Genomic DNA, 26309 nt, shown 5'->3' with positions numbered 1-26309 from the left:
ATAATTTCAACGAGTGACCCATTGATTTGATGAGAAGGTTATTGATTTTTTGCAACTAAGTGAGTTTCGGCTCTTTGAGGCTCATAACGATTTAACAACGTTCCAAAAATAGCAGCAAATATGTACATAAATATTGAATAAACTGCCGCAGGCATTGCAATAGTGGTGCTTGCAAGTATGGTGAGAGCAATGGTCATGGCCAGCGTACTGTTATGGATCCCAATTTCAAAAGCACAAGCACGTGCTTGCGTACTACTGATCCCAAATATTCGTGGGATAAAGTAGCCGATCAATAAGCTTGCGATACAAAATAGAGATGTTGCCAGTCCAACCTGCATAATGTATTCCAATATACTATTTCGTTCTTTTGCCACAGCACCAATAATAATCAGTATTAAAAATACCACTGCAAAGGTACGCACTGGTTTATGTAATTTGTCCGCAACATTAGGTGAAAAATAGCGAACAAGCATGCCTAAACAAACAGGTACGATGATAATAAGAAAAACCTGAATGACTTTGCTAAACTGAAGTCCAAGCTGTTGACCATCATTAATAAAATGTTGAATAGACAGATTGACAATAAAAGGCAAGGTAAATGCTGCAATTACAGAATTGATTGCTGTTAAAGTAATATTGAGTGCAATATCACCTTTATAAAGATAGCTAAATAAGTTTGCTGTAGGCCCGTCCGGTGACGCTGCCAGTAGCATCACACCAACGGCCAAAAGGGGAGGAAGGGCTAATAGCTTACAAATTACAAATGCGATACTGACCAGAATCATCAATTGACAAAATAAGGCCAAGAAAACTGCTTTAGGATGTTTTGCAACACGCTTAAAATCCTGAGGTCGTAACTCCAAGCCTAGTCCAGCCATAATGATTGCAAGTGCTATAGGTAGAAAATCGTAATTATTCCAGAATCCATATCTTATTTCCTTTTGTTGTTTTATATCCTGGTGTCATAATGATTCTAACTAAAATTGAATATATTTCAATCGGATAAATTACATTTATAAGTAGAATTATTATTTTTTCATAAAAAAACACAGGCATAGTAAGCCTGTGTTTTACAGATTAAATTAAAGCAGTTTTACAATTATGGTGCAGGCGCTTTAAATTGCAATTTACCATTTTCATTCGGCTGACAAGTACCATTAAAAGTTACGCCTTTGTAGCCGTAAGTTGCCCAGTCACCTTGCTTTTTCTTGGCACATGCTTTGACCTGTGCATTAGTTTCTGCTTTGCTCACTGTTGCTTCTTCAGCATTTGCTAGCGTCATACCACCAAGAAGTAAAGCAGATACAGCGATTGTTTTTAACATGATGTTTTTCATTTCAATACCTTTTTTAAAGTTGATTTTAGGTTTTTAACTATAAAGCACTGACACAGTCTTATTCTAAGAGTCGGTTTTTAAAAAGTTAATTCGTTTTATGCTGAAATACTTATATAAAATGTCACATCTTGTATATTGCTGTAAATTTTGTGTCTTTATTTTTGTAAAAAAACCATATTGCTACAGGGTTTTTTGATATAATTTTTCGTCCTTTTTTCTTGGTGTTTTTCAGCCATGCATTACCCTAAAGTTTATGATGTTATTGTTATTGGTGGCGGTCACGCAGGTACGGAAGCGGCGCTTGCTGCTGCGCGTATGGGGCGACAGACCTTGCTTTTGACGCATAACATTGAAACATTGGGGCAAATGAGCTGTAACCCTGCGATTGGTGGTATTGGTAAATCGCATCTGGTTCGTGAGATCGATGCTTTAGGCGGTGCCATGGCATTAGCTGCGGACAAGGGTGGTATCCAGTTTCGTATTTTAAATTCGCGTAAAGGTGCTGCCGTTCGTGCAACGCGTGCTCAGGCCGACCGTGTGCGTTATAAAGCTGCCATCCGTTATACCCTTGAAAACCAACCAAATCTGGATATTTTCCAGCAAGCAGCCGATGATTTAGTCGTTGAGGGCGATACGGTGAAGGGGGTAATTACCCAAATGGGCGTACACTTTGAAACTAAAACGGTGGTATTGACCACGGGTACTTTTTTAGGTGGTGTCATTCATATTGGATTGGAAAAATCGAGTGGTGGTCGCGCAGGTGATCCTCCATCAATTGCATTGGCACATCGTTTACGCGAATTAAATTTACCCGTTGGTCGTTTAAAAACAGGTACTCCGCCACGTATCGATGCGCGTTCAGTTGATTTTTCTGTAATGACTCCGCAACCGGGTGATTTTCCATCACCAGTGATGTCATTTATGGGGGATGTTTCGATGCATCCAGAGCAAGTGAATTGCTACATCACACACACCAATGAAAAAACTCACGAGATTATTCGTGGAGGTCTTGATCGTTCTCCAATGTATACAGGTGTGATTGAGGGTGTAGGGCCGCGCTATTGTCCATCCATCGAAGATAAAATTCATCGTTTTGCAGATAAAGAGTCGCATCAGGTTTTTTTAGAGCCAGAAGGTTTGGATACACACGAGCTGTATCCAAACGGTATTTCAACCTCTTTACCATTCGATGTGCAATTTGAATTGGTGCGTTCAATTCGTGGTATGGAAAATGCCCATATTTTGCGTCCAGGCTATGCGATTGAATATGATTATTTCAACCCGCAAGCTCTGAAATTTACCCTTGAAACCAAGGCAATCAATAATTTGTACTTTGCAGGTCAAATTAATGGAACAACAGGATACGAAGAAGCAGGGGCACAAGGCTTGCTTGCAGGTCTGAACGCTGCGCGTCGTGCATGGGATCAAGAGCAGTGGACGCCAAAACGTGATCAAGCCTATATGGGCGTGTTGGTTGATGACTTAATTACACTTGGAACCAAAGAACCCTACCGTATGTTTACTTCTCGTGCAGAATATCGTTTGATGTTGCGTGAAGATAATGCAGATCAGCGTTTAACGCCAGTTGGTCGTGAGCTAGGTTTGGTTGATGATACTCGTTGGGCTGCTTACTGTGAAAAAATGGAAGCTGTTGAAACTGAAACAGCACGTTTGGCACATTTATGGGCAGCGCCGAATAACCCAATGGGCAAAAAGTTTGTGGAAATGACGGGTGCGGATTTAAGTAAAGAATCCAGTGCCATTGATTTACTTAAACGTCCAAATGTGAATTTTACCCAGATTGCTGAATTAACAGATTCTCAAGTATCTCCGCATGTGGGTGAACAGATTGAAATTGCAGTCAAGTACGAAGGCTATATCAATCGTCAACATGAAGATGTGGCTCAAATGAAACGTTTGGAAGAAACCAAAATTCCAGCAGATTTTGATTATGATGTGGTTTCTGGCCTGTCTCGGGAAATTACGCAAAAGTTAAAAACGGTACGCCCTGAAACATTGGCACAAGCCAATCGTATCCCAGGCGTGACTCCTGCGGCGGTACAATTAGTGATGATTACGATTCGTAAAAATAATCAAACTAAGAAAATTGCATAATAGATGATGTAAACGCAATCAGAATATAAAAAAGCCCAGTCTCAATTGGGCTTTTTTATATGAATTAAAATGATATATGAAAAAATCTTAAGAATTTAAATGCATTTATTCTGTCAATTTTGTTATTTCTCATGCGACCTGAAATTTCTTATAGTGGCTTTACGTTCAAAACCAAGAGGTAATCAACATGACCATGAAGTCGATTCGTTATAATGGTTATGATTTAGCATGCTTATGTTAAATCATGGTTCTCAGCACGAATTGGTATCCATTTTCTTTGGTGTCGGGGCTTGGGAAAATGGGTGCCAGTATTTTAATCAACAAGAAAAAGTAATATTGTTTGAATATCAAAAATTATAAAAACTCTAAGAGAGCAATGCTCTCTTTTTTTTATTCATTTTCAATTTCTCTGACCGCATGATGAACTTCAAGCGGCTCAATATGTAGAATTTTTTTACCAAAACTGCGTAGCCACCAGACCAATTGAGAGGTAAAAGGGAGCGTTGCTCGAATCTCTACAATATTTTCATCGATGGGCGTAATGCTTTGGTCTTTACTAAGCTGACTTTCATAAAAGCTCTGTGCCGTATTTTCAGTCATGGTCAGCTTTAACTCAACAATTTCAGTCGGTTTGTTGTAGTCAACACGAAAACCTAAAGCGCCTGAGTCAATATATTGATCAATATCAAAATTTACTGGGTGTAAAGCGCGCGAATTTAGTACAGATGCTGATTTAAAACGGTGCAAAGCAAAAGTTTGGACATCGGATTTATCGTGCCGTGTACAAATTAAATAAATAATTGCACCTTTTTGTACCAAAGCCAGCGGATTTAAAATATAGGTTTTTTCTTCAGCATGAATATTACGTGGTCGATAAATACATTCGATCTGTTTATCTTGGAGTAAACCTTCATAAACGGCTTGTTGTGCATGTTTATCGACCAAAGGCGGAATTAATGGTTGGCTTGCAGGCACAATTCGAACACGATTAATCCATTGGCGAACATTATTTTGAGTCGACAGGCTGCGACGTGCCAGATCAAACCATGGATTCATTTCTTCGATCAGACTGGGGGGTAACAGGTGTTTTAAATGTTCTTCGACCATCATAAATGTCACCGCTTGAGAACTGGTCATATGCGGCAGACTTTGAATAGGAGCATCAGAACGCCAGCGCCAGCCTTGTGGTACGGTCTTATTGCTTTCAATGGGAAAGCGTTGCGCAATCTGGTTTAAGTCACGCTGAATAGTGCGCAGGCTAATATCAACCCCTTCACGTTCCAGCATTTCTTGTAGTTCACGCGTTCCCATCCATTTGCCTGTCGAAAGGCGCGATAAAATTTGCCATTGTCGGTGCAAACTATTGGAGGTTTCTTTTTCTTGTAAAGACATAGTCGATCGTAAGTGGGTCAATAATGTTTTGAATAGCAACACAATAGAAAAACTTGATCGTTTTGGCAAGAATGTAACAGAAATATTGCTTATATCCCGATACAACTTTCTACAAGAACCTCATTGAAGCCAGTTCACTTTTTTTCCAAAAATAAGGAAAGCATCTGCATAAATGGCACTGTATTTGCTTTATAGGATAATGAGTCAACAAGAAAAAAGGCAGGTAATTATGTTAGAAGAAGATAAAGAGATGCATGCCCTAGGTGAGCAATATATGAAAGATAAATTGAGCGGAGTAATCAACAGCCAGTCTTTATTCATTGACCAGTTAAGTGTAAATACCAATTTGTTTGAGCAGTTAAAATCAAAATTTTTTAACGAAATGCTAGATGATGTCAGCTCAAGTGGTGAAGTTTCTAAAAAGATAGAGCAATGGCTGTCGGTGCATAGTCTCGAACAATTGAAGCAACTGAATGCTGAGGCAAAGCAACATTTTTTATATGAAGGGATTACCTTTACGGTTTATGGTGAAGAAGAAGGCACACAACGAACGATTCCATATGATCTCATTCCACGAGTGATCGAAAAAAAGCAATGGGAGAAAATATCCAAAGGCTGCGAGCAGCGCGTCAAAGCTTTAAATTTATTTTTAGATGATATTTATCATGATCAGCATATTTTGAAAGAACAGATTGTTCCTCAAATGCAGGTGATGACACATGAAGCTTTTCAGCCCCACATGTTAAATCATGATTTAAAAGGAAAAATTTATTCACAAATCAGTGGGATCGATATCATTCGTGATGGAAAAGGTGATTTTTTTGTTCTCGAAGATAATTTGAGAACACCGTCAGGCGTCTCTTATATGATTGAGAGTCGAAAAATCAGTAAAAAACTTATGCCAGAGCTATGTGCGGCAAACCCGTTACAAGAAATCGAACAATATCCAACATTACTCCGTGCGATTTTGGAGGAAAATGCTTATGTTGATCAGCCTTTTATAGTGGTGTTAACCCCAGGACGCTTTAATAGCGCCTATTATGAGCATGCTTTTTTAGCTCGTGAAATGGATGTGCCGCTAGTCAGTAGTCGCGATCTTTTTGTTGAAAATGATCACGTCTATGTCAAAACTATTCGAGGTCGTCAACGTGTCGATGTGATTTATCGCCGTGTTGATGATGCATTTCTCGATCCACTTGCTTTTAGACCTGATAGTACCTTAGGTGTCGCAGGTTTGATGTCTGCTTATTTGCAGCACAATGTTGTGATTGCAAATGCTCCGGGTACTGGGGTTGCGGATGATAAATCAATCTATCCTTATGTGGATGATATGATTAATTTTTATCTAAATGAAGCGCCAATTTTGAAAAATGTGCCAACCTTTCAATGTCGACGTGAAGATGAACTGGATTATGTAGTTGCCAATCTGGAACAACTGGTCGTTAAAGAGGCACAGGGTTCTGGTGGATATGGAATGCTGATTGGGCCACAAGCAACCAAAAGTGAAATCGCGGAGTTCAGAAAAAAAGTTTTGCAACATCCGCATTTATATATTGCACAGCCGACACTCGAATTATCTGTGGCGCCAACTTTGACTCAGGATGGCATCGCAGAGCGGCATATCGACTTACGTCCTTTTGTATTGTCATCGCCTTATCGAACCGAGATTGTACCGGGAGGCTTGACACGTGTGGCCATGAAAGCTGGCTCACTTGTTGTGAACTCATCACAAGGTGGTGGCATCAAAGATACTTGGGTTGTTGAAGCACTACATTCTTGATCAATGTTCATTTAGCAAGGAAGAAATTATGATTTTACTGAGTTCAAATGCACAACATATTTACTGGTTAGGCCGTTATTTGATGCGCATCAACTTTTTTTGCAATCGGATTCCATTTACACAGGATCAGGCTGCAATAGAATTTTGTCATGCTTTTTGTTTACCTGCTTATGATGCAGCATCACTGAATGAATTGGCACTAGATCCTGAGCAGCCGTATTCATTGATGAAACAATTTAGCTATGCGAGTGACAATATTCATGAATTACGTGCTGTTTTACCTGCAAAAGCCTATGCTGAACTAAACGCACTTATTCGAAATGCAGGTGAACAATCGGGTTATATTTGTAATGTAGTCCAAGAATGTAATGAGATTTTGGAAGCAGAAACAGATACCGATATTTTACTGTTTTTTGGTTTGGGTCAAAAAATTGAGCAATTAGATGAGACCTTACGCTTTAAACAAAATCCTGAAAATTTAATTGATGAACTCGATAAAACCGTTGCAGCTTTAAAAAATTATGGCTGGTTGGCTCTTGAAACAGCATGGCTTGATTTGAAGCAACAACCTGATTTGATGTCTTTTTATCATTTTCATGATCAACTTCATCTCATGTTTGAGGCGCCTGTATGAAACTTATGGTGAATCATCAAACGCATTACACTTATAGTGAAAATGCGTGTAACAGTATCCAATATATTAAGATGATTCCTCAAAGTTCACAGCACCAATACGTTCATTACTGGGACATTAGTGTTCCGGGTGAACGGGTACTTAAAAAGGATGTTTTTAATAATCTATGGCTGACTTGTTCACAGCGTTTTGACTATCAACATTTAACCATCATGGCGCAAGGAATCGTTGAATTACATTGTGGTGGAAATGAGGGACACCAAGCAAGTTTACCGTTGTCACTTTTTTTGCAGCCGACACATGCTACGTTGTGGGACGCGAATATGTTGGAATTTGCCACCCGATTTGTGACGATGGGTTCGTTGAGAGAACTTATTGTTTTAGCAGAACAAATTTTGTTGAAAGTTCCTTACTGCCCGCATGCAACCACAGTTCAGTCCACAGCAAAAGAAGTATTTTACGCAGGTTTGGGCGTGTGTCAGGATCATGCACATTTAATGATTGCCATGTGTCGGGCTTTAAATTTACCAGCGCGATACGTTTCAGGCTATTTGTATGATAAAAATACGCCTCATCTAGCAAGTCATGCATGGGCTGAAGTATTTTTGCATAAACAATGGTATTGTTTCGATGTGAGTAATCAATTGTTTGAACCTTCTTCACATATTTACGTCGCAATTGGTCGTGATTATTTTGATGTTGCGCCAGTAAGGGGTATTCGTGAAAAAGGTGGTGTGGAAAAAATGCGATCAACAGTGCAGGTACTTGCTTGTTGAATGGAATGAAAAAAATGACTTATTGTTGTGCTTTACGGCTTAAAGATGGCTTGGTCTTCATTAGTGATACGAGGACCAATGCGGGTGTAGATCAGATTTCAGTTTTTCGAAAACTTTACACTTTTGGGAAATTAAAAGAGCGCTTTATTGCGATTCAAACTGCTGGAAATCTTGCAACAACACAGGCTGTGATCGGTCATTTGCGAAATCAGCTTGAATTACAGGAACAACCCAATCTATACACCGTAAATACCATGTTTGAAGTTGCCCAATTGGTTGGGCGAACTTTGCGCAAAGTCATTGAAGATGTGACCGAAGATACGCTTGAACAAAGTAATTACTACTGTAGTTTGACTGTGGGTGGTCAAATTGGGGAAGGAGAGCATCAACTTTATAATATCTATCCACAAGGGAATTTTATTTGTGCAACTAAAGACACGCCTTTTTTTCAGATTGGTGAAAGCAAGTATGGTAAACCAATACTAGATCGTGCTTTAACTTATGATATGCCTTTGGATGAAGCACTGCGTTGTAGCCTACTTTCATTCGATTCTACCTTACGTTCGAATGTGTCAGTGGGATTGCCGCTTGATGTATTGGTGTATCATATTGATAGTCTGGAAATGCCAAAAGGTAAACGTGTTACTCAAGATGATGAGTATTTTCAAAAAATCAGTAAACAATGGTCGGAAATACTGCGTGCAGGTTTGCATGAAATTCCAAAACCTTCAGAGGATTATTTGGAATAATTGAAAACGGCATGCATAATTAATTTATTAACAGATAAAGAAATATAATTATGAATTATCAAATTTGTTATGCAAGTCAAACCACCTCATCGCATGAGCAACTTATGGTTGATCTGAGAGAAATTCTTACAACTGCGATGCATTTCAATTACATTCACAAAATACAAGGTGTCTTATATTTTGCTGATAACTATTTTTTTCAATGTCTTGAGGGCGAACAGCAACAAGTTTTGACGTTACTGGATTCTATAAAGAAAGATCCGCGTCATTCACATTTTCATGTTCTTGATGAAAGAAGTGCTGAACACGCCAACTTTAAAGACTGGTCAATGAAATATGTGCGTAAACGTAGTGAAGTAAAAAGTTTTTTTGCTGAGCTTGGGAGCAACACTTTTAATCCATATCTACTTAATCCAACTTCGCTAGAACGTTTGCTCGAAATTTTAAAAGATGTACAAGCAGAAACCCATGGTTAAACATGGGTTGATCTGATTTAATTTTCGATTTTTCGGCGAATCGGTCGGTTACTTAAACGGCAGAGTAACTCGTAACCAATCGTTCCATTTGCTTCGGCAACGTCGTCAACCAAACGATGCTGCCCCCAAAGCTCAACCTCATGATCTAAAGATACATTTAATCCCGTCACATCAATCGCGATCATATCCATGCTAACACGTCCGATTACTCGTGTAAGACGTCCATTCACTGCAACGTAGTTTTGTTTAATATAAGCGCGTGGATAGCCATCCCCATAGCCAATTGAAACAATGGCAATATCCATTGTTTCGTCGGCGGTAAACCATGAGCCATAACCGACTGAATCACCTGCTTGAATATGGTTAAGCGCAATGATTCGGGCAGTAAAGGTCATGACGGGTTTTAAATCCAGCTCATGTACGGTTTTGTCTGCAAAAGGACTAGCGCCATACAGCATAATGCCCGGACGTACATAATCAAAATGAAGTTCTGGCCAGTTAAAAATTGCAGCTGAATTGCAGCATGAAACCTCAATTGGCGCACAGCTTTCTTTAATGCTGAGTAGTTGTTGGATTTGTTGCTGATTCATTGGATGTTCTGGTACATCGGCATTGGCAAAATGCATTGCCAATACACAATGGAAACCTTCAGTTTTTAAACGTGTAATGACATCAACAATTTCATCTATTTTAAAACCTAAGCGGTTCATTCCACTATTGAGTTTGATCCAGACTTTTAAGCCTTGTTGAATATATTCAGCTTTATATTTTAATAACCATTCTACTTGCTGCTGCTGATGTACGACACATTCAAGTTGACGTTGTAAAACAGCATGCATTTCATTGGCATTGAAAATACCTTCAATAAGGGTAATCGCATGATTTGAGCCTTGAGCACGAAGCTCGAGTGCTTCTTCCAGAGTGGCAACACCGAAAGCATCGGTGTTATTTAAGGCTGCTAAACAGTCTTTGACTCCATGTCCATAGGCATTGGCTTTGACCATACTCACGATTTTTGAGTTTGGTGCAAGTTGTTTGACACGGTTTAAATTATATTGCAGCGCAGCGCTATCAATATAAACTGTTGCTTGGCGCACCCTGATTTCTCCTTTGGGATGGCATGGAAAAATTTTTAAAGAGGATAAATAATTAAGACCTTATTCCTCATCATCATACTGACTGTAATACTCAGGTGAGAGGTTACTAAAGCGGGTATATTGACCTTCAAAAGCCAAACGGACTGTTCCAATCGGGCCGTTACGCTGTTTACCAATAATAATTTCGGCAGTACCAGCTTCTTTAGATTCTTTATTGTAGACTTCATCCCGATAGATAAACATGATCAAATCGGCATCCTGCTCGATCGCACCCGATTCACGTAAGTCAGACATGACAGGACGTTTGTTGGGACGATTTTCCAGACTACGGTTGAGCTGAGACAGTGCTATAACAGGGCAATTCATCTCTTTCGCCAGTGCTTTTAAACTTCGTGAAATTTCTGAAATCTCGCCTACACGGTTATCACCCATACCTGGAACTTTCATCAATTGCAAATAGTCGACCATGATGCAGCCAATTTTACCATCATGCATTTTAGCAATACGTCGTGCGCGTGAGCGTACTTCCGTCGGGGGGAGTGCGGAGGAATCATCAATATAGAGATGCTTTTCCTGAAGCTGCAAGATCGTACCTGTGACTTTCGACCATTCATCGCCATCCAGTTTGCCTGAACGTAAATGCCCTTGGTGCACTTTGCCATAGGAGGAAATCAAACGCATTGCGATGGAATCAGCAGGCATTTCCATCGAATAAACCAGTGCAGGCAAATTGCTATTGAATAAAACACTTTCGACTAAGTTCATGGCAAAGGTGGTTTTACCCATTGAAGGACGTGCGGCGACAATGATGAGATCACCTGCCTGCATCCCATAGGTTTTATTATCAAGTTCTAAGAATCCAGTCGTTAGACCTGTGATATTGCCATCAAGTTTAGAAAGCTCATCGAGTTTGCTAATAACATCAGCAGTCACTGAGCTAATCGATTTTGGTCCCGCGTCTTTCTTATTGTTATTATGTTGTTCTGCCAATGAAAAAATATTGGTTTCAGCCAAATCCAAAATTTCACTGACTGCACGACCCTTAGTGTCATAAGCATTTTGCAAAATATCAGTACTGACTTTAATCATACTACGCAGTGTAGAAAACTCTTTAATTTTGCCTGCATAAGTTTCCAGATTGTAAAAACTCGACGGGGAGTCCGCCATAAGCTGCATCAGGTATTCTTCACCGCCAATGGCATCGAGTAAATTTTGCTTCACCAACCAGTCATTGACCAATACTGCATCATAAGGTGAGTTTTCTTGTGCCAGTTTCTCAATGGCACGGAAAATATATTTATGACGAGTTGCATAAAAATCACTTTCTTTGAGTAAATCACCCACTTGTTCAAATGATTCAGCAACGGTCATCAGCGCTGCTAGTACTGCTTGTTCAATGGCAAGGTTATGCGGAGGAGTGCGAAATTCTTTTAGTTGACCTGAGTCATTCACTTTATTCTCTGTATTGGGAGAATTTTTTGTAAAATTGGCATTCGCCTGTGACATAACAAGACCTAATCAAAAGATGAAACGATACCGATGGGTTATCTTAATCCAAATAAAGGTCATCAGGACAATTTAATTCGGTGAAAATTGTACAAGTGACGAAAAATTGTAGTGGTCGCGTGAGAGTTGATGCGATGCGTTTCATTTGAGTATCGAATCATGTCTCATAAAGGTATTACAGACAGCTTGCATTCAGCGAAGCAGTATTTGCAGATGGATGAAATCGAATTGCAGATCAGTTTGGAAATAGGGCAGTTAAGCATTCAAGAAAAAGGCATCTGATAAAGATGCCTGCTTTATTTAAGGCTATTTAACCCGAAATATACTGCTGTAATTGATCAATCAAATTCTTCTGATCCTGCATCGCTGCTTTAACTAAATCACCAATGGAGATGAGTCCAACCAACTTATTCTCTTCAACCACAGGTAAATGACGTAAATGTCGGTCTGTCATCAGTTGTAAACATTCTTCAACTGTATTTGAACGTGAAATAGTTAAAACCTTAGCAGTCATAATTTCACTCACCGTCGTATCATAAGAAGAGCGTTCCATCAGGGCAACTTTGCGGGTGTAATCACGTTCAGACAAGATTCCAACGACTTCATTATCCTGAGTGACAACTAAAGCTCCAATCCCTTTTTCTGCCATGATCGAAATTGCTTCAAGTACGGTTGCGTCTGGCGAAACAGTATAAATGGCTTGTTCAGCTTTATCTTGTATAACTTGAGCAACGTTTGTCATCTTTTATGTCCCTCTGGCTAGTGTTATCGTTTTAAATTAACTTAGCGCGATTTGAAGAAAATGCAAAGCCTTTGAAAGTATAAATGAATAATATTTTGCCAAATGGCGTTGGCGTTTTGTATTGAGTTTTACCGATTAAAACTCAATACACATTATTTTATGCAATTTTTAAATTCGATGCAGGTGCAAAGAAAAAATGTCGCATTTGTTGTGTCGATAATTTAAATTTGCGTTGATTCGAATTAAACAAAGCAGGCGTAACATTTAAACGGGTCAATGTAGGTAATAAAGACTCCTGAAAATCTTGGGGCGTAATTTTTTTGGGAACATAATTTGGCCAGTGTTTTTTAGCATAACGATGTGCTTGCACACCATTGAGCCAAAAAGGAAAAACAAAATCATCTTGATCTGATTTAATTGCCCAGCCTTGATGGTATAAACCCCAAAGTGCGCCGCAATACATCATGGTTTTTAAAATAGAAATTTTAATTATCAAGTCTTTAGATACAGGATTTAACTGTGTATAGGTTTTCATGGTTTTGCTGCGATTTAAATTCGTGTTTATTATAAAAAATAAATACTTAATTTCAGTTACTCGTTTGCTTTAAATCGTAATAAAGTTTTACAGCGGCATTAAAAAACGCCACCTAGGTGACGTTTGATTATGCTTGCATGGTGGCCATTCGTTGCCAGTATTGTGCTTTCAATGAATCTCGTTCTACACGAAAGCCTTGGTAGTAAAGTTCAGCCAGAAACATCGCTGCTTTACCGTGTCCTGCACGTGCTGCATCTTCAAGCTGCTTCACAGCGTCTTGAAAGTTCATCTGTGATTGAATTGTATTGACCGCAGATGCGTACACATGTTCTAAGTCATGATGAGAAATTTGTTGAATCATATTAAAAACTCCTTATAGTTGTAATTATGATCACATCAACTCGGCTTACTTGCCTCGCAAAACTAATTTAGCAGTTGATTGTTAAACTAATATTACAATAAGCGTGATAAGTCAAGTAATAAATGGGGCGTGTTGCCCGAATTACAAGCTTACATGATTAAACATTCAACAAAAATATTTTTTAGTAAAATCAATATAACAATTAAATATGACATGACAAGGAGAACAACATGCTAACAACGGTCGATGGTTTTAATTTTGAAGTTCCTCCAGATGAGTCTCAAATTGTGGCTTTGGCGCAATACCATCGCAAACAACTTGATGAGGCTATATTTCATCAAGAAATTCATTTAGGTGATTACTGTCTGGCACAGCGTAAGCGTGTGCATGATTTTACTCAACAGCTTGATCCACAAACCAAGGCATGGTTTTATCGCGTCTATGATGGTGAATTATTGCGTTTGGCGGATGAAGAAGACTTGCATCCAGCAGATGCAGAAACAGGCCTGAGCTATTTCGCTATTTTGATTGTTTTGGCGATTATTGCTTTTATTTTATATTTTGCCGTTATTCGTGCGTTAATCAGCTAAATTTTATTGTTTGTTCTGATGCCAAAGTACCTAATCTTCTATTTTGTTAGGAGAATGAGGCACTTTGACTTGTGTGCAACTGAAATGAGCCATACACTACATCCATTCGAGGTAAGGTATGCTCATATCAAAATATAATTTTTTAAAATTTGTAAATGAAATCAAATTAGATCGCATTTACAACAGTATCGTCGCCATCATGATTATCGCGATGTTACTGTTGGCTTTTATTGCATTACAACGTCCTATTTCTCATCCACAATATCAAATTGTCGTAAACTTATCCGACATGGCCAATAACCCAGAAACCCAAAAAATGGCACGTCGGTTATTGCATGAACAGACGATTAACCGCGCGGAATATTTTAAATTGATGCGGGCGTATCAGTTTGAGAATGCAAAGGCTCGTCACTATCCTGCGATGGCTTTAGAGGATGAATAATTTGGGGATCAATCTGTACAGGCTTAATCGGTTCTAAATGATTTTGAAGATCTTTTAATAATTGTTCTTTATCTAGCTTTTCACTGGCAACAATGACTGTAAGATGATCAGGGTGAATGTGTGTTCTAATTGCCCGTTGTACATCTTGTGCTGTCAATTTTCTAAGCTGTTCTGGATACTTCGATAAATAATCTGAGGGTAATCCATAAAAGCCAATGGAGCCAAGTTGTGCATTAATATTGGCATTGCTGCTATAGGTCATTGGAAAAGCCAGTAACATTCCACTTCGTGTTTCTTCAAGCTGTTTTTTATCGATAGGTTGTTTGACAAAATCAAGCAAAGTTTGATGTGCAACCTGAATACTATCCATCAACTGATCTTGTTGAGTTGAATAGTTTAAAGTAAAAATGCCACTTGTCTGCGTAAAGCTAAATGTACTATATGCACCATAAGTATAACCACGTTTTACCCGAAGCTCTTTCATGAGCAATGAGTTAAATCCTGAACCACCTAGCATTTGATTGGCAAGTTCTAAAGCTAGCTGATCTGGATCATTTCGACTTACACCCACATGTCCCATCGTGACATAGCTTTGCGTGGACTGATAAGGAATGTGCTGTATGTTAAAGCCCTGCTGTAGTTTGGGTTGAACAAGCGGCGGTGCAGCATGCCCTTGGGGTAAGGATTGAATGATTTTAATACTGAGATCACTGGCTTGTTGTGTGGTGAGTTGTCCTGTCATGGCGATATTCATATTTTGTGCGACCAATAACTCTTGGCGAAACTGTTTGAGCAATGCAGGAGTAATCTTACGAATGCTGGCATGAGTTCCCGTGATTGGTTCTGCATAGGGGTGTGTTCCATATAAAGTACGATAAAGTTTAATATCAATTAAACGATTCGGATTTTCTTGCAGCTGGCGTTGACCGACTTGCGTATTGCTATATATAAGATTTAAGCTGGATGGATTAAATGTTGCGTGATTAAGCACCTCTAGCATGAGGTTGATAGCGGACTGCATTTTCTGGGGATCTGACATCACTCGTAAACGCACGACAAACATATCCCGATATGCTTTGACACTAAATTGTGCACCGAGTTGTTCAAAGGTATTGGCGATTTGGGCAGCAGTATAGTTTTCAGTTCCTTCAGTCATAAGGTTGGCTGCCATATTAGCAATACCAAATAAACCTTTACCTATACGCTCATCTTGTGCCGAACCCGCATTAAAGGTGAGTTGTATATCCACAATCGGCAATGCTTGTGATTCAACAAATAGTGTTCGCACTTGATTGGCATTTTTTAGATCATGTACATACGGTGCTTGTTCAGCAGTGCTTTTCGAAATATTTTTGAGACTACTCAGTTGTGAAATGGATTTTAGTTGAGACGGATCATCTTGTTCAGCAACACTTTGATCCACAATATCTGCAAAGGCTGGACTAGAGAGCAGAGATGTCAACATGAGCATGAGTAGGGTATTGTTCATTATCAATCCTTTATTTTTCTTGTTCAGGTTCTAGGTATAAAGTGGTGAGATTGCTTTTAACAAAATAGGCATTAGCCACTCGTTGAATATCTTGTGGTGTTACCGTCTGATAATGTTCAGGCAAATCATCTACCAGTCGATAACTCAAACCATTAACTTCAAGTAATCCAATCATATGTGCCTGACCAATAATATCGTCTTGGCTATAGATCAGATTGGAAACAAAATTATTGGTGACACGCTCTAGTTCAACGGGTTCAATCAGTTCAGTTTTAAGTGAATCTATTTCTTTTTGAATGGCTTCTTGAGCAGATGAGAGACTGATTCCATCCGCAGGCAAGGCGGTAATCGTAAATAAACTGTCACCACGATTATAAGGATCATAATTGATACTTATCGAGCTAAGAATTTTTTTGTCACGTACCAGTTTTTGTTGCAAACGTGAAGAAATATTGCCATCCAAAAGTGCCTGAATAATTGTTAGTGCATAGGCATCTTGCGGATTTTTGGCGGTCTTGATAGAACGAACATTCCAGGCCATATATAAATTCGCTACATGGACAGGCAATTCAACCTCCATGTGCCGATAACCGACACGATCAAATTCCAACACGTCATTGCGCTCGCCTGAAACCTGTTTGGGAATCTGTCCGAAATACTTCTGAACCTGTTTGAGCGTTGCCTCTGCATCCACATCACCAATAATCACTAAGGTGGCATGATTGGGGCTATACCAGATTTTGTACCATTGTTTAAGGTCTTCTAACTGAATGTTTTGCAGATTTTTCATATAACCAATTACAGGTTGCCGTGCATGACTAGTGGGGAAAGCCAGCCATTTAAAACGTTCAAAAGCAAGCGCACGAGGATTATCGTCGGTACGTTGACGACGTTCTTCCATGACTACATTCATTTCAGTTGCAAAATCGCTTTGACGTAATACCAGATGGGTCATACGATCTGCTTCAAGTTCCAAAGCCATAGGTAGATAAGCTTTGGGATAAAGTTGATAATAATTGGTATAGTTGCTTGAAGTTGCCGCATTGACTCGACCGCCATAAATGCGGCTTAAACGCGTAAACTCATTATCAGGAACTTTGGTCGTTCCTTTAAACATCATATGTTCAAGCGCATGAGAGACCCCTAAAATATTGCCTGATTCGTCACTGCTACCAACTGCATACCAAATTTGACTAATTGCAATCGGGGCACGATGATCTTCCCGAATAATCACTTTCAAACCATTGGTGAGTGTGGTTTCAAAAGTGGTGCGTCCAAGTTGGCTTTGTGTTTCTGCATGACTTGTAGTCAGCGTTATGAAAATTAAAGAAAAATGAAGGATAGGGAATTTAAGACATTGTCGTAACGATTTGAACACAAGCCGTCCATAGGTATTTCTCATATTTCAATCTATTTTTAAAAAAATAACGTTTAAACTCAAGAATATCCTGTTGTGTTTTAGTGAAGATTCTTTATCTGGATGATCGCAAAACACCTTGTAATACCAATCATTTGCAGGGCTAATTGCACTTTAAAAGCAGTTTGAATAAGCTCAGGCAATATAGAGAATCTGTGCTAAACTCTTTGTTTTTTAACCCGCTGCTTTTCAAGGGAATCGGTATGCAACAGCAATCGAATATGCAAAATAAATTCTTGATTGATGCTGACATTGGGGATGACGATGTCACATTACCAAACTTACCTGCTGTCAATGTTCCAATTATTGATGATGCTGTAAAAACACAAGAATCCGCTTTACCTGCTGCTGTTAAATCTGAAACCTCTGATCTTGAAGATACTGAGCAAAGTTCAACTGAGACCCAATCTAAAGGTGGCTTCTTTAGCCGTATGAAAGATGGATTGACCAAAACTCGCCGTAATTTGGCGGATGGTATGGTCAACATCCTGATTGGCGGTAAAGAGATTGATGATGAGCTTTTAGAGGAAGTTGAAGAGCAATTATTGGTTTCTGACATTGGCGTAGACGCCACCAAAACCATCATTACCAATTTGACTGAGCGTACTGCGCGTGGTGACTTGATCTATTCACATTCACTTTATAAAGCGTTGCAGGAAGAACTGGTGGCTTTGCTTGCACCAAGAGTTAAACCTTTACATATCGATCCAAATAAAACACCTTATGTGATTTTAATGGTGGGCGTAAATGGCGTAGGTAAAACCACGACCATTGGTAAATTAGCCAAGCGTTTACAAGGCGAAGGTAAGAAAGTCATGTTGGCAGCAGGAGATACCTTCCGTGCTGCGGCGACTGAACAATTACAAATCTGGGGTGAGCGCAATAATATTCCAGTGGTGGCACAAGGGCATGGTGCAGATAGTGCATCGGTGATTTTTGATGCTTTTGAAAGTGCACGCGCGAAAGGAATCGATGTATTAATTGCCGATACAGCAGGTCGTTTGCATAACAAAAGTAACCTGATGGAAGAGCTTAAAAAAGTCAAACGTGTGATGCAGAAAATTGATGCGACTGCACCGCATGAAATTATGCTGGTGGTAGATGCTGGAACTGGTCAAAATGCCATCAATCAGGTTCAGGAGTTTGATCAGGCAGTTGGTTTAACAGGAATTACCATTACTAAACTGGATGGTACAGCGAAAGGTGGAGTGCTGTTTAATATCGCCAGTCGTACCCATGTACCTATTCGTTTCATTGGTGTTGGTGAAAAAATTGATGACTTACGTCCATTTTCAGCCAAATCTTTTGTGGCAGCATTATTTGAAACTGATAAATAATCTGATCTAAACTTTGAAACTCCACTTCGTGTGGAGTTTTTTGTTTTGATGATGCGCTAAAGCATGAAACTGTTCTAAAAATAAAACAGTATGTAATAAAATTAGTAATGAAGACGCCATAAGAGTTGCATAAACTAATCATCATTCCAGATCACGACCGATTAGGTCAAATGTACACAGGACATAACAAATGACATCGTTCTTAGATAAAATTAAAAATCGTCGCAGTATCTATGCAATCGGAAAAAATGTTGCATTAGAACAAGCTGAGATTGAGCAAATCATTAAAGATGCTGTAAAACACAGTCCATCTTCATTCAACTCACAATCTTCACGTGTAGTGATTCTATTTGGTGATTCGCATCATAAATTTTGGGAAATTGTACGTGAAACTTTAAGAAAAATTGTTCCTGAAGCTGCTTTTGCCGCGACAAGTGGCAAGCTTGATAGTTTCTCTGCGGGTTTTGGCACAGCACTATTCTATGAAGACCAAGCGGTGATTAAAGGTTTACAAGAGCAATTTGCATTATATGCAGATAACTTCCCAGTTTGGTCTGAACACTCAACTGCGATTGCTCAATTTGCAGCGTGGACAGCATTGGCAGAACATAATGTCGGTGCGTCACTTCAACACTACAATCCAATTGTGGATGATGAAGTTGCAACAACTTTTGGTATTCCACATAACTGGAAACTTCGCGCGCAATTGGTCTTTGGTTCAATTGAAGCAGAAGCAGGCGATAAAGATTTTATGAGCGATGATGAGCGTTTTAAAACCTTTAACTAAGTTTGATATTCTTTTAAACATCAAGAGCGCGTTTACGCGCTCTTTTTTTAGGAGGATGTATTGGAAGTTAGATTTAGCATTGATGCATACACCTGATGACTAAGTATTTAAATATTATTATAAAATTTAATAACTTAGTCATATATTTGAAATATTTGTCATAAAATTGTCACAACTGCGCTGCATAGTGCTCATGATTTAAAAAAATGTAGAGAAATCCGACAATGACTTCAAAATTCACACTTGCCGCATTAAGTTTATGTTTAAGTAGCTCTGTTTTTGCAGCTGCGACGATTACGGCTCCAGAGGAAATCGTAATACTGGCGGTCAATGACCAAGAGGTGAATTCAGGGTTATTGCGTAAAAAAGAAAATGATTACAAAGTTGATGCTGGCGAAATTAGTATTAGTGTCCGTTATCAGGAATTTTTTCAGCATCTAGATGGTGAGCACGATATTGTTAAATCTGGAATAGTAACGTTAAAAACGCCACCCCTAAAAGATGGAGCAACTTATCAACTAGATTTGGTTAATGCGCCGTCAAATTTTGAAGATGCAAAAAAATACGCTGAACAACCAACAATTGGTCTTTATAATGCAAATCACCAATTACTTGTTCAGCAAACAGGTGCAAATACAGAAGCTAAGCCTTGGTTTAACAGAGGGCTTTTTGGCAAAGCTTATGATTTAACTCAAACTAAATCTGCACCAGCAAATCAACCTGCACCCGTATATGCAACTCAAACTGTAGTGGCTAAAGAAAGCGTTGCTGTTCCAACCACAGTGATCAACCCTCAAACTTCGACTGCAGTTAAAAGCAACGATCAACAATTGGTTGAGTTATGGCAAAAATCTTCAAAAACAGAACGCCAAAAATTTATGGCGTGGCTAGCAGGGCAGTCGAATTAAGATAAATCTTAGGCATAAAAAAACCTCCGAAATTTCGGAGGTTTTTTTATTGAGTGACTATTATTTAACAAACCATAGATAATAACCAATCAACATCAGTGGCCATGAGATGTAAGGACTAAATAACCATTTCCACAACCAAAATTGGGGAATGTAGCCTACACCATGAATAAAGCCGCCTGAAATTCCTAGCATAACCAGCATAAGAACACTGTGATTGTAGTGTCCGTTTGCATCTAGCATCATACCAGGATGGACCAACAATACAGCTGCAAGTGGCAATGCCAACAAAAATGAAATTACCATCGCAATGGTCTGCGCTTTACTTCTTTTTACTGTTGTCACTGCTTCAGCCATAATGTTATTCCTCATCTAAATTTTGATGATGCTCAATATAAAGAGCGCTTAGAACACCTGCAAAACAAGCCATCAATATTCCAAGAATCCATGCGAAATACCACATATATTTCTCCTCGTGACCTTAGTACAAACTATGTGAATTAGCTTGAATGTCTTTATTGGTAATGACACCCCACATTTTATAGTAGCACCAGAAGGTATAACTTAATACGATTGGTACAAAAATACATGCAGCAACGGTCATGACACCTAGTGTTTTATGACTTGAAACAGCATCCCACATAGTAAGACTTGAAACAGGACTGATACTAGATGGCATAAGGAACGGAAATAATGCAAAACCAGCAGTTAAAATAGTTCCAACAATCGCTAAAGCAGATCCAAGAAAGCTTAATCCTGCTTTATTTTTACTCGAAGCAAATAAAGCAATCAGACCACCAAGAATACCCACAATAGGTGCAACCATAGTGATTGGATATTGGCTATAGTTGTTTAGCCAACCATGATTCGCATTGGTCACCACTTCTTTTGCTAAAGGATTTGCAACACCGTTGGTATCAAAAGGTTGTACCAAGGTATAACCTTCAATGTTACCGAAATAAAGCCAAGCACCAGCAGCAATAAAGCAAACAAGGTATACAACAGACATAATTTGAGTTGCTTTAGCCGCACGGCGATGTAGCGCAGCATCTGTACGCAGCATGAGCCATGCTCCACCGTGGGCACACAACATAGCAACACTCACTAGACCACATACTACAGAGAATGGGTTAAGTAAGCCAAAGAAATTACCGTCATAGTGAGAACGGACAGTTTCATCCAGACTAAAAGGTACACCAACCAGCATGTTGCCGAATGCTACACCAAATACAAGTGCTGGAACAAAACTACCAATACAAAGTCCCCAGTCCCAAGAGTTACGCCATTTGGTATTTTCAAGTTTAGATCGATAATCAAAACCAACAGGTCTTAGGAAAAGTCCAAACAGAACGAGCAATAAGGCCCAATACATCCCCGAGAAAGCGACCGCATAAACCATTGGCCATGCTGCAAAAATTGCACCACCAGCAGTAATTAACCAGACCTGATTACCATCCCAGTGCGGAGCAATCGTATTGATTGCTACGCGACGTTCATTATCAGTTTTACCGACGAAAGGCATCAAAATCATGGCACCCATATCGAAACCGTCAGTTAGGGCAAGCCCGATCAGGAGTACCCCGACCAAGACCCACCAAATTATTTTTAGGAGTTCATATTCGATCATGATTGAGCCTCCTCAGCGACCAAATTCGAGTTCTCTTGTTTTTCAAAATGGTATTTACCAGTATGAAGTGAGCTTGGACCTAAGCGTGCAAACTTGATCATTAGATACATTTCAATAATGAGCAGTACTGTGTAGAACGCTGCAAGTGCTATGATTGAGCCCCATACATCTCCAGTACTTAAACTAGATGCGGAGAGGTGAGTAGGTAATACTTCACCGATCGTCCAAGGTTGACGACCACCTTCTGCTACATACCAGCCAGTTTGAGCCGCAATCCACGGTAATGGCAAAGCAAACAAAGCAAACTTAAGTAACCATGGTTTATCTTCAGCATTGCGTTTAGCCACAGACCATGCCGCCAAGATGAAGAGCAAGAGCATGAGGAAGCCACAAGCAACCATGATACGGAACGTAAAGAATAAAGCAGGAACGTTCGGAATACTGTCTTTTACAGCAGATTGAATGTTGGCTTCAGTCGCATCAGTGACATTTTCGGTATATTTTTTCAATAATAAACCGTAGCCTAAATCTTTCTGGTTTTCTTTAAATGAGTTAAGCAAATCTGGAGATTTATCGCCTGCACGAAGTTTCTCAAGCTCGCTATACGCCACCATACCATTACGAATGCGTAGTTCATGTTCTTTCATCAAGTCGGTAATACCAGTGACTTGCTGATCGGTTGAACGTGTTGCAATTAGACCTAATGCGTAAGGAATTTTAATCGCATAATCAGTGCGCATTTCTTGCTGATTTGGGATACCAAATAGAGTAAAACTGGCTGGTGCTGGTTGAGTTTCCCATTCGGATTCAATAGCGGCAAGTTTTGCTTTTTGGACATCGCCTAATTCATAGCCAGATTCATCACCTAGTAAAATAACCGATAATGTAGAAGCTAAACCAAAAATAGCAGCAATGGCGAAAGAGCGACGGGCAAATGGCAAGTCACGTTTTTTCAACAGGTAATAACTAGAAATCGCTAATACAAAGATCGCACCAGTGACATAGCCTGCCGAAACAGTATGTACAAATTTAACCTGAGCGACAGGGTTAAAAATAAGTGCTGCGAAATCGGTCAGTTCCATACGCATGGTTTCATAGTTAAATGCAGCACCGACAGGGTTTTGCATCCAGCCATTTGCGACCAAAATCCATAATGCGGACATATTTGAACCAATAGCAACTAACCATGTCACACCAAGATGCTGTACTTTTGATAAACGATTCCAGCCGAAGAAGAACAAACCAATAAAAGTCGATTCTAAAAAGAAAGCCATTAGACCTTCAATCGCCAGTGGCGCACCAAAAATGTCACCTACATAGTGTGAATAGTAAGCCCAGTTAGTACCAAACTGGAATTCCATAGTCAGACCAGTCGTTACACCTAAAGCAAAGTTGATACCGAAAAGTTTTCCCCAGAACTTAGTCATATCTTTATAAATTTCTTTACCAGAAATGACATATGTCGTTTCCATAATGGCAAGAAGAAAAGCAAGGCCTAAAGTCAGAGGGACAAAAATGAAGTGATACATTGCGGTCATAGCGAACTGGAACCGCGAAAGATCGACCACGCTTTCAGAAATCATCAACGTGTCTCCTTGATTTGGGAATTTGTGCCAGCGATACGCTCGGCAACTTGATTGTCAAAATTTTTAGGGATAGTAGGGGCGTCAAACCAGATATGTTTAATTGTCAGTAAAAGAACAATCTTAATTATTAATATGATTGTAATTTCTTTGACTAAACGTTGATTAAAATCTTTTTTCATTAAGCTCATATATACAAGCCTATCTGGATGGATTAACCATATTATTAATGACATAAACAAAAAAATAAACAATTAAAACAATTAAAATAAAAATATATTATTAATTTGTTTTATATCAATTACTTATAAATATATTTTTTGATTTAAAAAATAATAAAAAACATATTAAAGCAGTCTAGTTTAGGCTGAAATAAATCAGACTAAAACGGTTGTATTTAATATTTTAAATCCGACTAAAATAGTAATAATTAAATTTCAGGCGAAATTAAATACCCAACTAAAATGGTCGGATTGTAGTTATGTGGGTATAGTTAAATATCGAGATTAAATTTTTAATTTACTCATTATATTTGAATGATCCTAAGTCAATTTTTCTTATTGATTAAAAGATATACATGATTATTGTTGTGGTGTAAATAAGTGATTTGATACTGCAATTTTTTTGGCGATGTAATGAGTCTGTTTAAAACGAATTAAAATCACTTGTGAGCGAAATTCTAATTCTCCAAATTCTGGTTCAACTTGTACATAATGAATCTGACCAAATTCGTCCCGAATTCGGGCTTGTGCTGAAAATCCTGGACGAGCATTGCCGCTTGAGATGGTTGCAAGTCGCCCAAGTAGACTGGTGTTGTGATGTTCGATCTGTGGCTTGATGACTTGATCAAGACAGTGGATCATAAATACCGTAAAGAAGATGGCAATAATCAGTGCAGGCAAAATCAGATAGAAGGGCGAAACAAAGCTGTGCTGTTTGGCAAAAAAAGCAAGTTGTAAAAAATAGCCAGCAAAACTGAAATTGATTAAAAGAAAAACAAGAATGAGAACTTTTGAAAACTTGACATTAAGCAGTGGCGAATACACAAGCCAATTTGGAGAAACTTTCTGAATAATTGTACTGGGACGTATCCCAATATAAATCCCAATAGTTTCTGCCATGCTGAGAATAATTAAAGCAACCACACTTAAATGAAAAGGAAGCAAGTCGTAGTTGAAGAAAAATTCTGACATGGCAAAAACCTGAGAAATTATTCTGTTAAGTAAATTCCACCATCTGAATGTATCTGAATTTCAACTTTCGTCAAAAACTCACCCAAACAAGGGCCAGAAATACATTCACCCGTTTCTACATTAAACAGCGCACCATGTGTTGAACACTCGATAAATTCCTGATCTTGATCTAGAAATTGATTTTCCAGAAATTCAAGTTCAACTTGTAGGTGTGGGCAGATATTTTGATAAGCAAAAAAACCGCCATCACGTTGCGTAATAAAAATAGTCTCTCCCTGAGGCGTTTCATAAGAACGCGCTTCACGTTCAGGGATATCCTCGGTCATGCAAATTTTTTCCATATTTATGCACATTCAGTCTGGAAATTTTTAAGCAGTTTAGCATAGTTTTCAATATCTAAACGCGGGCCATATTGGGCAACCACTTCACTTGAAATCAAAATAGCAAGCTGAGTTGCATCTTCAATAGACATGTGTTGATTAAGGGCATATAAGAATGCACCTGCAAAGGCATCACCCGCACCATTGGCATCAACAGCAGTAACACGACGACCACCTAAATGAAAATGTGTGTTAGCTGAATATACCGAAGCACCTTTGGCGCCTTGTGTAATGACAATGGTATGATTTTTTAATTTCAATTTGGCAAAAGCTTCATCCAATGTATGCGTTTCTGTATACATGAGCGCTTCTTGTTCATTACAGAACAACACATCAACGCCTTCATCAATCAGTTCATTGAGACCTTCGCGGGCATATTGAACCATCGCAGGATCCGAAAGCGATAAAGCAATTTTGACTCCATGTTCACGTGCAATCTGGCGTGCTTGTTTGACAGCTAGTCGAGCTGAAGGACTAGTCGAAAGATATCCTTCGATGTAAAGCCATTTTGCTTTTTTTAACGGTTCGTAATCGACCTGTTCCGCAGAAAGCTCGGTGGTGATCCCTAAATAAGTATGCATGGTACGTTCTGTATCTGGGCTAATCAGTACCATACAAGTACCCGTTACGCCATCCGTTTTTGATTTTGTGGAAGTGTAAATATCGGCGTCATTTAAACCATCAAGGTAAATTTGACCGAGTTCGTCATTTCCAACTCGACAGGCATAAAAAGCAGAACTACCTAAAGCACTAAACGCGACCGTTGTGTTTGCCGCAGATCCACCACTGGCTTGACCTTTATAATCCTGAGAATTGAGCAGGTTTTGATATAATGCGGCTTGAGTTGGACCATCCGTTAACTGCATGGTGCCTTTTTGCAAGCCTTGTTGAATTAGAAAATCATCAGAAATTTTAAATTCCTGGTCAATAAGTGCATTTCCAATTGCAAAAAGGTCAACAGTTGCCATGATTGTCTTCACAGGTAAAATCAAAGCACACAGTTTACACGATTGTTCAGTTTTACTGTAGTTCGATGAATAAATTTCATTATTGAAGC

Annotated in this window: 29 protein-coding genes and 1 pseudogene; 12 read left to right on the top strand and 18 right to left on the bottom strand. The window is 39.0% G+C overall.

Annotation, left to right across the window (positions count from 1 at the left end; all coding sequences use genetic code 11):
• Nucleotides 1–38: 38 nt before the first annotated feature.
• Nucleotides 39–928: pseudogene (locus F944_RS08440) on the bottom strand (bile acid:sodium symporter family protein).
• A 171-nt stretch (nt 929–1099) separates the two neighbouring features.
• Nucleotides 1100–1336, bottom strand: coding sequence for a hypothetical protein (locus F944_RS08435; protein WP_004989326.1), 237 nt, complete (start codon nt 1334–1336; stop codon nt 1100–1102).
• Between the two features lie 234 nt (nt 1337–1570).
• Here F944_RS08435 and mnmG point away from each other — a divergent pair, with 234 nt between their 5' ends.
• A complete protein-coding gene (gene mnmG / locus F944_RS08430) occupies nt 1571–3451 on the top strand; it encodes a tRNA uridine-5-carboxymethylaminomethyl(34) synthesis enzyme MnmG (RefSeq protein WP_004989325.1) in 1881 nt (626 codons plus the stop codon).
• A gap of 390 nt (nt 3452–3841) precedes the next feature.
• On the opposite strand, the gene F944_RS17180 is transcribed toward mnmG, so the two are convergent.
• A complete protein-coding gene (locus F944_RS17180; protein WP_004989324.1) occupies nt 3842–4843 on the bottom strand; it encodes a helix-turn-helix transcriptional regulator in 1002 nt (333 codons plus the stop codon).
• 274 nt (nt 4844–5117) lie between these two features.
• Between F944_RS17180 and F944_RS08420 the strand changes: the two genes are divergently transcribed.
• From F944_RS08420 to F944_RS08400, 5 genes are read left to right on the top strand one after another with little or no spacing between them, the layout of a single operon-like run.
• Nucleotides 5118–6623, top strand: coding sequence for a circularly permuted type 2 ATP-grasp protein (locus F944_RS08420; RefSeq protein WP_370685022.1), 1506 nt, complete (start codon nt 5118–5120; stop codon nt 6621–6623).
• Between the two features lie 28 nt (nt 6624–6651).
• On the top strand, nt 6652–7257 hold the full coding sequence (locus tag F944_RS08415) for an alpha-E domain-containing protein (protein WP_004989318.1): 606 nt from the start codon (nt 6652–6654) through the stop codon (nt 7255–7257).
• The gene (locus F944_RS08410; RefSeq protein WP_004989317.1) at nt 7254–8033 is read left to right on the top strand and encodes a transglutaminase family protein; all 780 of its coding nucleotides are present in this window, start codon (nt 7254–7256) and stop codon (nt 8031–8033) included. Before F944_RS08415 ends, F944_RS08410 begins: the two co-directional genes overlap by 4 nt.
• A gap of 14 nt (nt 8034–8047) precedes the next feature.
• Nucleotides 8048–8782 (top strand): proteasome-type protease, encoded by a 735-nt coding sequence (locus F944_RS08405; protein ID WP_004989316.1) that lies wholly within the window; start codon nt 8048–8050, stop codon nt 8780–8782.
• A gap of 50 nt (nt 8783–8832) precedes the next feature.
• Nucleotides 8833–9258 (top strand): BLUF domain-containing protein, encoded by a 426-nt coding sequence (locus F944_RS08400; protein WP_004989315.1) that lies wholly within the window; start codon nt 8833–8835, stop codon nt 9256–9258.
• A gap of 17 nt (nt 9259–9275) precedes the next feature.
• Here the strand turns inward: F944_RS08400 and alr are convergent, their stop codons facing one another.
• Both alr and dnaB read right to left on the bottom strand, forming a co-directional pair.
• Nucleotides 9276–10355, bottom strand: a complete 1080-nt coding sequence (gene alr / locus F944_RS08395) for an alanine racemase (protein WP_004989312.1) — start codon at nt 10353–10355, stop codon at nt 9276–9278.
• A 60-nt stretch (nt 10356–10415) separates the two neighbouring features.
• Nucleotides 10416–11861 (bottom strand): replicative DNA helicase, encoded by a 1446-nt coding sequence (dnaB, locus tag F944_RS08390; RefSeq protein ID WP_004989311.1) that lies wholly within the window; start codon nt 11859–11861, stop codon nt 10416–10418.
• Nucleotides 11862–12020: 159 nt separating this feature from the next.
• Here dnaB and F944_RS17390 point away from each other — a divergent pair, with 159 nt between their 5' ends.
• Nucleotides 12021–12143 (top strand): hypothetical protein, encoded by a 123-nt coding sequence (locus F944_RS17390; RefSeq protein ID WP_004989310.1) that lies wholly within the window; start codon nt 12021–12023, stop codon nt 12141–12143.
• A 28-nt stretch (nt 12144–12171) separates the two neighbouring features.
• Here the strand turns inward: F944_RS17390 and F944_RS08385 are convergent, their stop codons facing one another.
• The 3 genes from F944_RS08385 to F944_RS08375 all read right to left on the bottom strand — a co-directional run bounded on the left by F944_RS08385 (nt 12172) and on the right by F944_RS08375 (nt 13499).
• On the bottom strand, nt 12172–12603 hold the full coding sequence (locus F944_RS08385; RefSeq protein ID WP_004989309.1) for a CBS domain-containing protein: 432 nt from the start codon (nt 12601–12603) through the stop codon (nt 12172–12174).
• A 157-nt stretch (nt 12604–12760) separates the two neighbouring features.
• The gene (locus F944_RS08380) at nt 12761–13138 is read right to left on the bottom strand and encodes a DUF2750 domain-containing protein (RefSeq protein WP_004989308.1); all 378 of its coding nucleotides are present in this window, start codon (nt 13136–13138) and stop codon (nt 12761–12763) included.
• Nucleotides 13139–13265: 127 nt separating this feature from the next.
• Nucleotides 13266–13499 carry an SEL1-like repeat protein gene (locus F944_RS08375; protein WP_004989307.1) on the bottom strand — a complete coding sequence of 78 codons (234 nt, stop codon included), beginning with the start codon at nt 13497–13499 and terminating at the stop codon, nt 13266–13268.
• A 230-nt stretch (nt 13500–13729) separates the two neighbouring features.
• On the opposite strand from F944_RS08375, the gene F944_RS08370 reads away from it, so the two are divergent.
• Together F944_RS08370 and F944_RS16775 are read left to right on the top strand one after the other, a co-directional pair.
• On the top strand, nt 13730–14089 hold the full coding sequence (locus tag F944_RS08370; RefSeq protein WP_004989306.1) for a hypothetical protein: 360 nt from the start codon (nt 13730–13732) through the stop codon (nt 14087–14089).
• Between the two features lie 118 nt (nt 14090–14207).
• Nucleotides 14208–14531: a hypothetical protein gene (locus tag F944_RS16775; protein ID WP_004989305.1), complete on the top strand. Its 324-nt coding sequence runs from the start codon at nt 14208–14210 to the stop codon at nt 14529–14531.
• Here F944_RS16775 and F944_RS08365 read toward each other — a convergent pair.
• Both F944_RS08365 and F944_RS08360 read right to left on the bottom strand, forming a co-directional pair.
• Nucleotides 14455–16020, bottom strand: a complete 1566-nt coding sequence (locus F944_RS08365; RefSeq protein WP_004989302.1) for a M16 family metallopeptidase — start codon at nt 16018–16020, stop codon at nt 14455–14457. The genes F944_RS16775 and F944_RS08365 overlap by 77 nt on opposite strands.
• 10 nt (nt 16021–16030) lie before the next feature.
• Entirely contained in the window at nt 16031–17398 is a 1368-nt protein-coding gene (locus tag F944_RS08360) for a M16 family metallopeptidase (RefSeq protein ID WP_004989299.1), read from the bottom strand.
• 242 nt (nt 17399–17640) lie between these two features.
• Between F944_RS08360 and ftsY the strand changes: the two genes are divergently transcribed.
• The 3 genes from ftsY to F944_RS08345 all read left to right on the top strand — a co-directional run bounded on the left by ftsY (nt 17641) and on the right by F944_RS08345 (nt 20469).
• Nucleotides 17641–18774 (top strand): signal recognition particle-docking protein FtsY, encoded by a 1134-nt coding sequence (gene ftsY, locus F944_RS08355; RefSeq protein WP_004989298.1) that lies wholly within the window; start codon nt 17641–17643, stop codon nt 18772–18774.
• Nucleotides 18775–18964: 190 nt separating this feature from the next.
• Entirely contained in the window at nt 18965–19561 is a 597-nt protein-coding gene (locus F944_RS08350) for a nitroreductase family protein (protein ID WP_004989296.1), read from the top strand.
• A 224-nt stretch (nt 19562–19785) separates the two neighbouring features.
• Nucleotides 19786–20469 (top strand): DUF2057 family protein, encoded by a 684-nt coding sequence (locus tag F944_RS08345; RefSeq protein ID WP_004989295.1) that lies wholly within the window; start codon nt 19786–19788, stop codon nt 20467–20469.
• A gap of 60 nt (nt 20470–20529) precedes the next feature.
• Here F944_RS08345 and F944_RS08340 read toward each other — a convergent pair whose 3' ends face one another.
• From F944_RS08340 to F944_RS08305, 8 genes are all read right to left on the bottom strand, one after another.
• Nucleotides 20530–20826, bottom strand: coding sequence for a cyd operon YbgE family protein (locus F944_RS08340; protein WP_004989293.1), 297 nt, complete (start codon nt 20824–20826; stop codon nt 20530–20532).
• A 4-nt stretch (nt 20827–20830) separates the two neighbouring features.
• Complete coding sequence (gene cydX, locus F944_RS16770) at nt 20831–20932, bottom strand: cytochrome bd-I oxidase subunit CydX (protein WP_000270276.1); 102 nt, start codon at nt 20930–20932, stop codon at nt 20831–20833.
• An 18-nt stretch (nt 20933–20950) separates the two neighbouring features.
• Nucleotides 20951–22096 carry a cytochrome d ubiquinol oxidase subunit II gene (cydB, locus tag F944_RS08330; RefSeq protein WP_004989291.1) on the bottom strand — a complete coding sequence of 382 codons (1146 nt, stop codon included), beginning with the start codon at nt 22094–22096 and terminating at the stop codon, nt 20951–20953.
• The gene (locus tag F944_RS08325; protein WP_004989287.1) at nt 22093–23679 is read right to left on the bottom strand and encodes a cytochrome ubiquinol oxidase subunit I; all 1587 of its coding nucleotides are present in this window, start codon (nt 23677–23679) and stop codon (nt 22093–22095) included. The genes cydB and F944_RS08325 overlap by 4 nt, the downstream gene beginning before the upstream one ends.
• Entirely contained in the window at nt 23679–23870 is a 192-nt protein-coding gene (gene cydP / locus F944_RS08320; RefSeq protein WP_004989285.1) for a cytochrome oxidase putative small subunit CydP, read from the bottom strand. Before cydP ends, F944_RS08325 begins: the two co-directional genes overlap by 1 nt.
• Nucleotides 23871–24260: 390 nt before the next feature.
• Complete coding sequence (locus F944_RS08315) at nt 24261–24872, bottom strand: OB-fold-containig protein (RefSeq protein WP_004989281.1); 612 nt, start codon at nt 24870–24872, stop codon at nt 24261–24263.
• Nucleotides 24873–24889: 17 nt separating this feature from the next.
• Nucleotides 24890–25198 (bottom strand): Rieske (2Fe-2S) protein, encoded by a 309-nt coding sequence (locus F944_RS08310; RefSeq protein WP_004989278.1) that lies wholly within the window; start codon nt 25196–25198, stop codon nt 24890–24892.
• Nucleotides 25199–25215: 17 nt separating this feature from the next.
• Nucleotides 25216–26220, bottom strand: coding sequence for an adenosine kinase (locus tag F944_RS08305; protein WP_004989277.1), 1005 nt, complete (start codon nt 26218–26220; stop codon nt 25216–25218).
• Nucleotides 26221–26309: the final 89 nt, after the last annotated feature.

Source organism: Acinetobacter ursingii DSM 16037 = CIP 107286, assembly GCF_000368825.1.
Taxonomy (GTDB): domain Bacteria; phylum Pseudomonadota; class Gammaproteobacteria; order Pseudomonadales; family Moraxellaceae; genus Acinetobacter; species Acinetobacter ursingii.
This window is presented reverse-complemented; position numbering and strand designations above follow the sequence as displayed.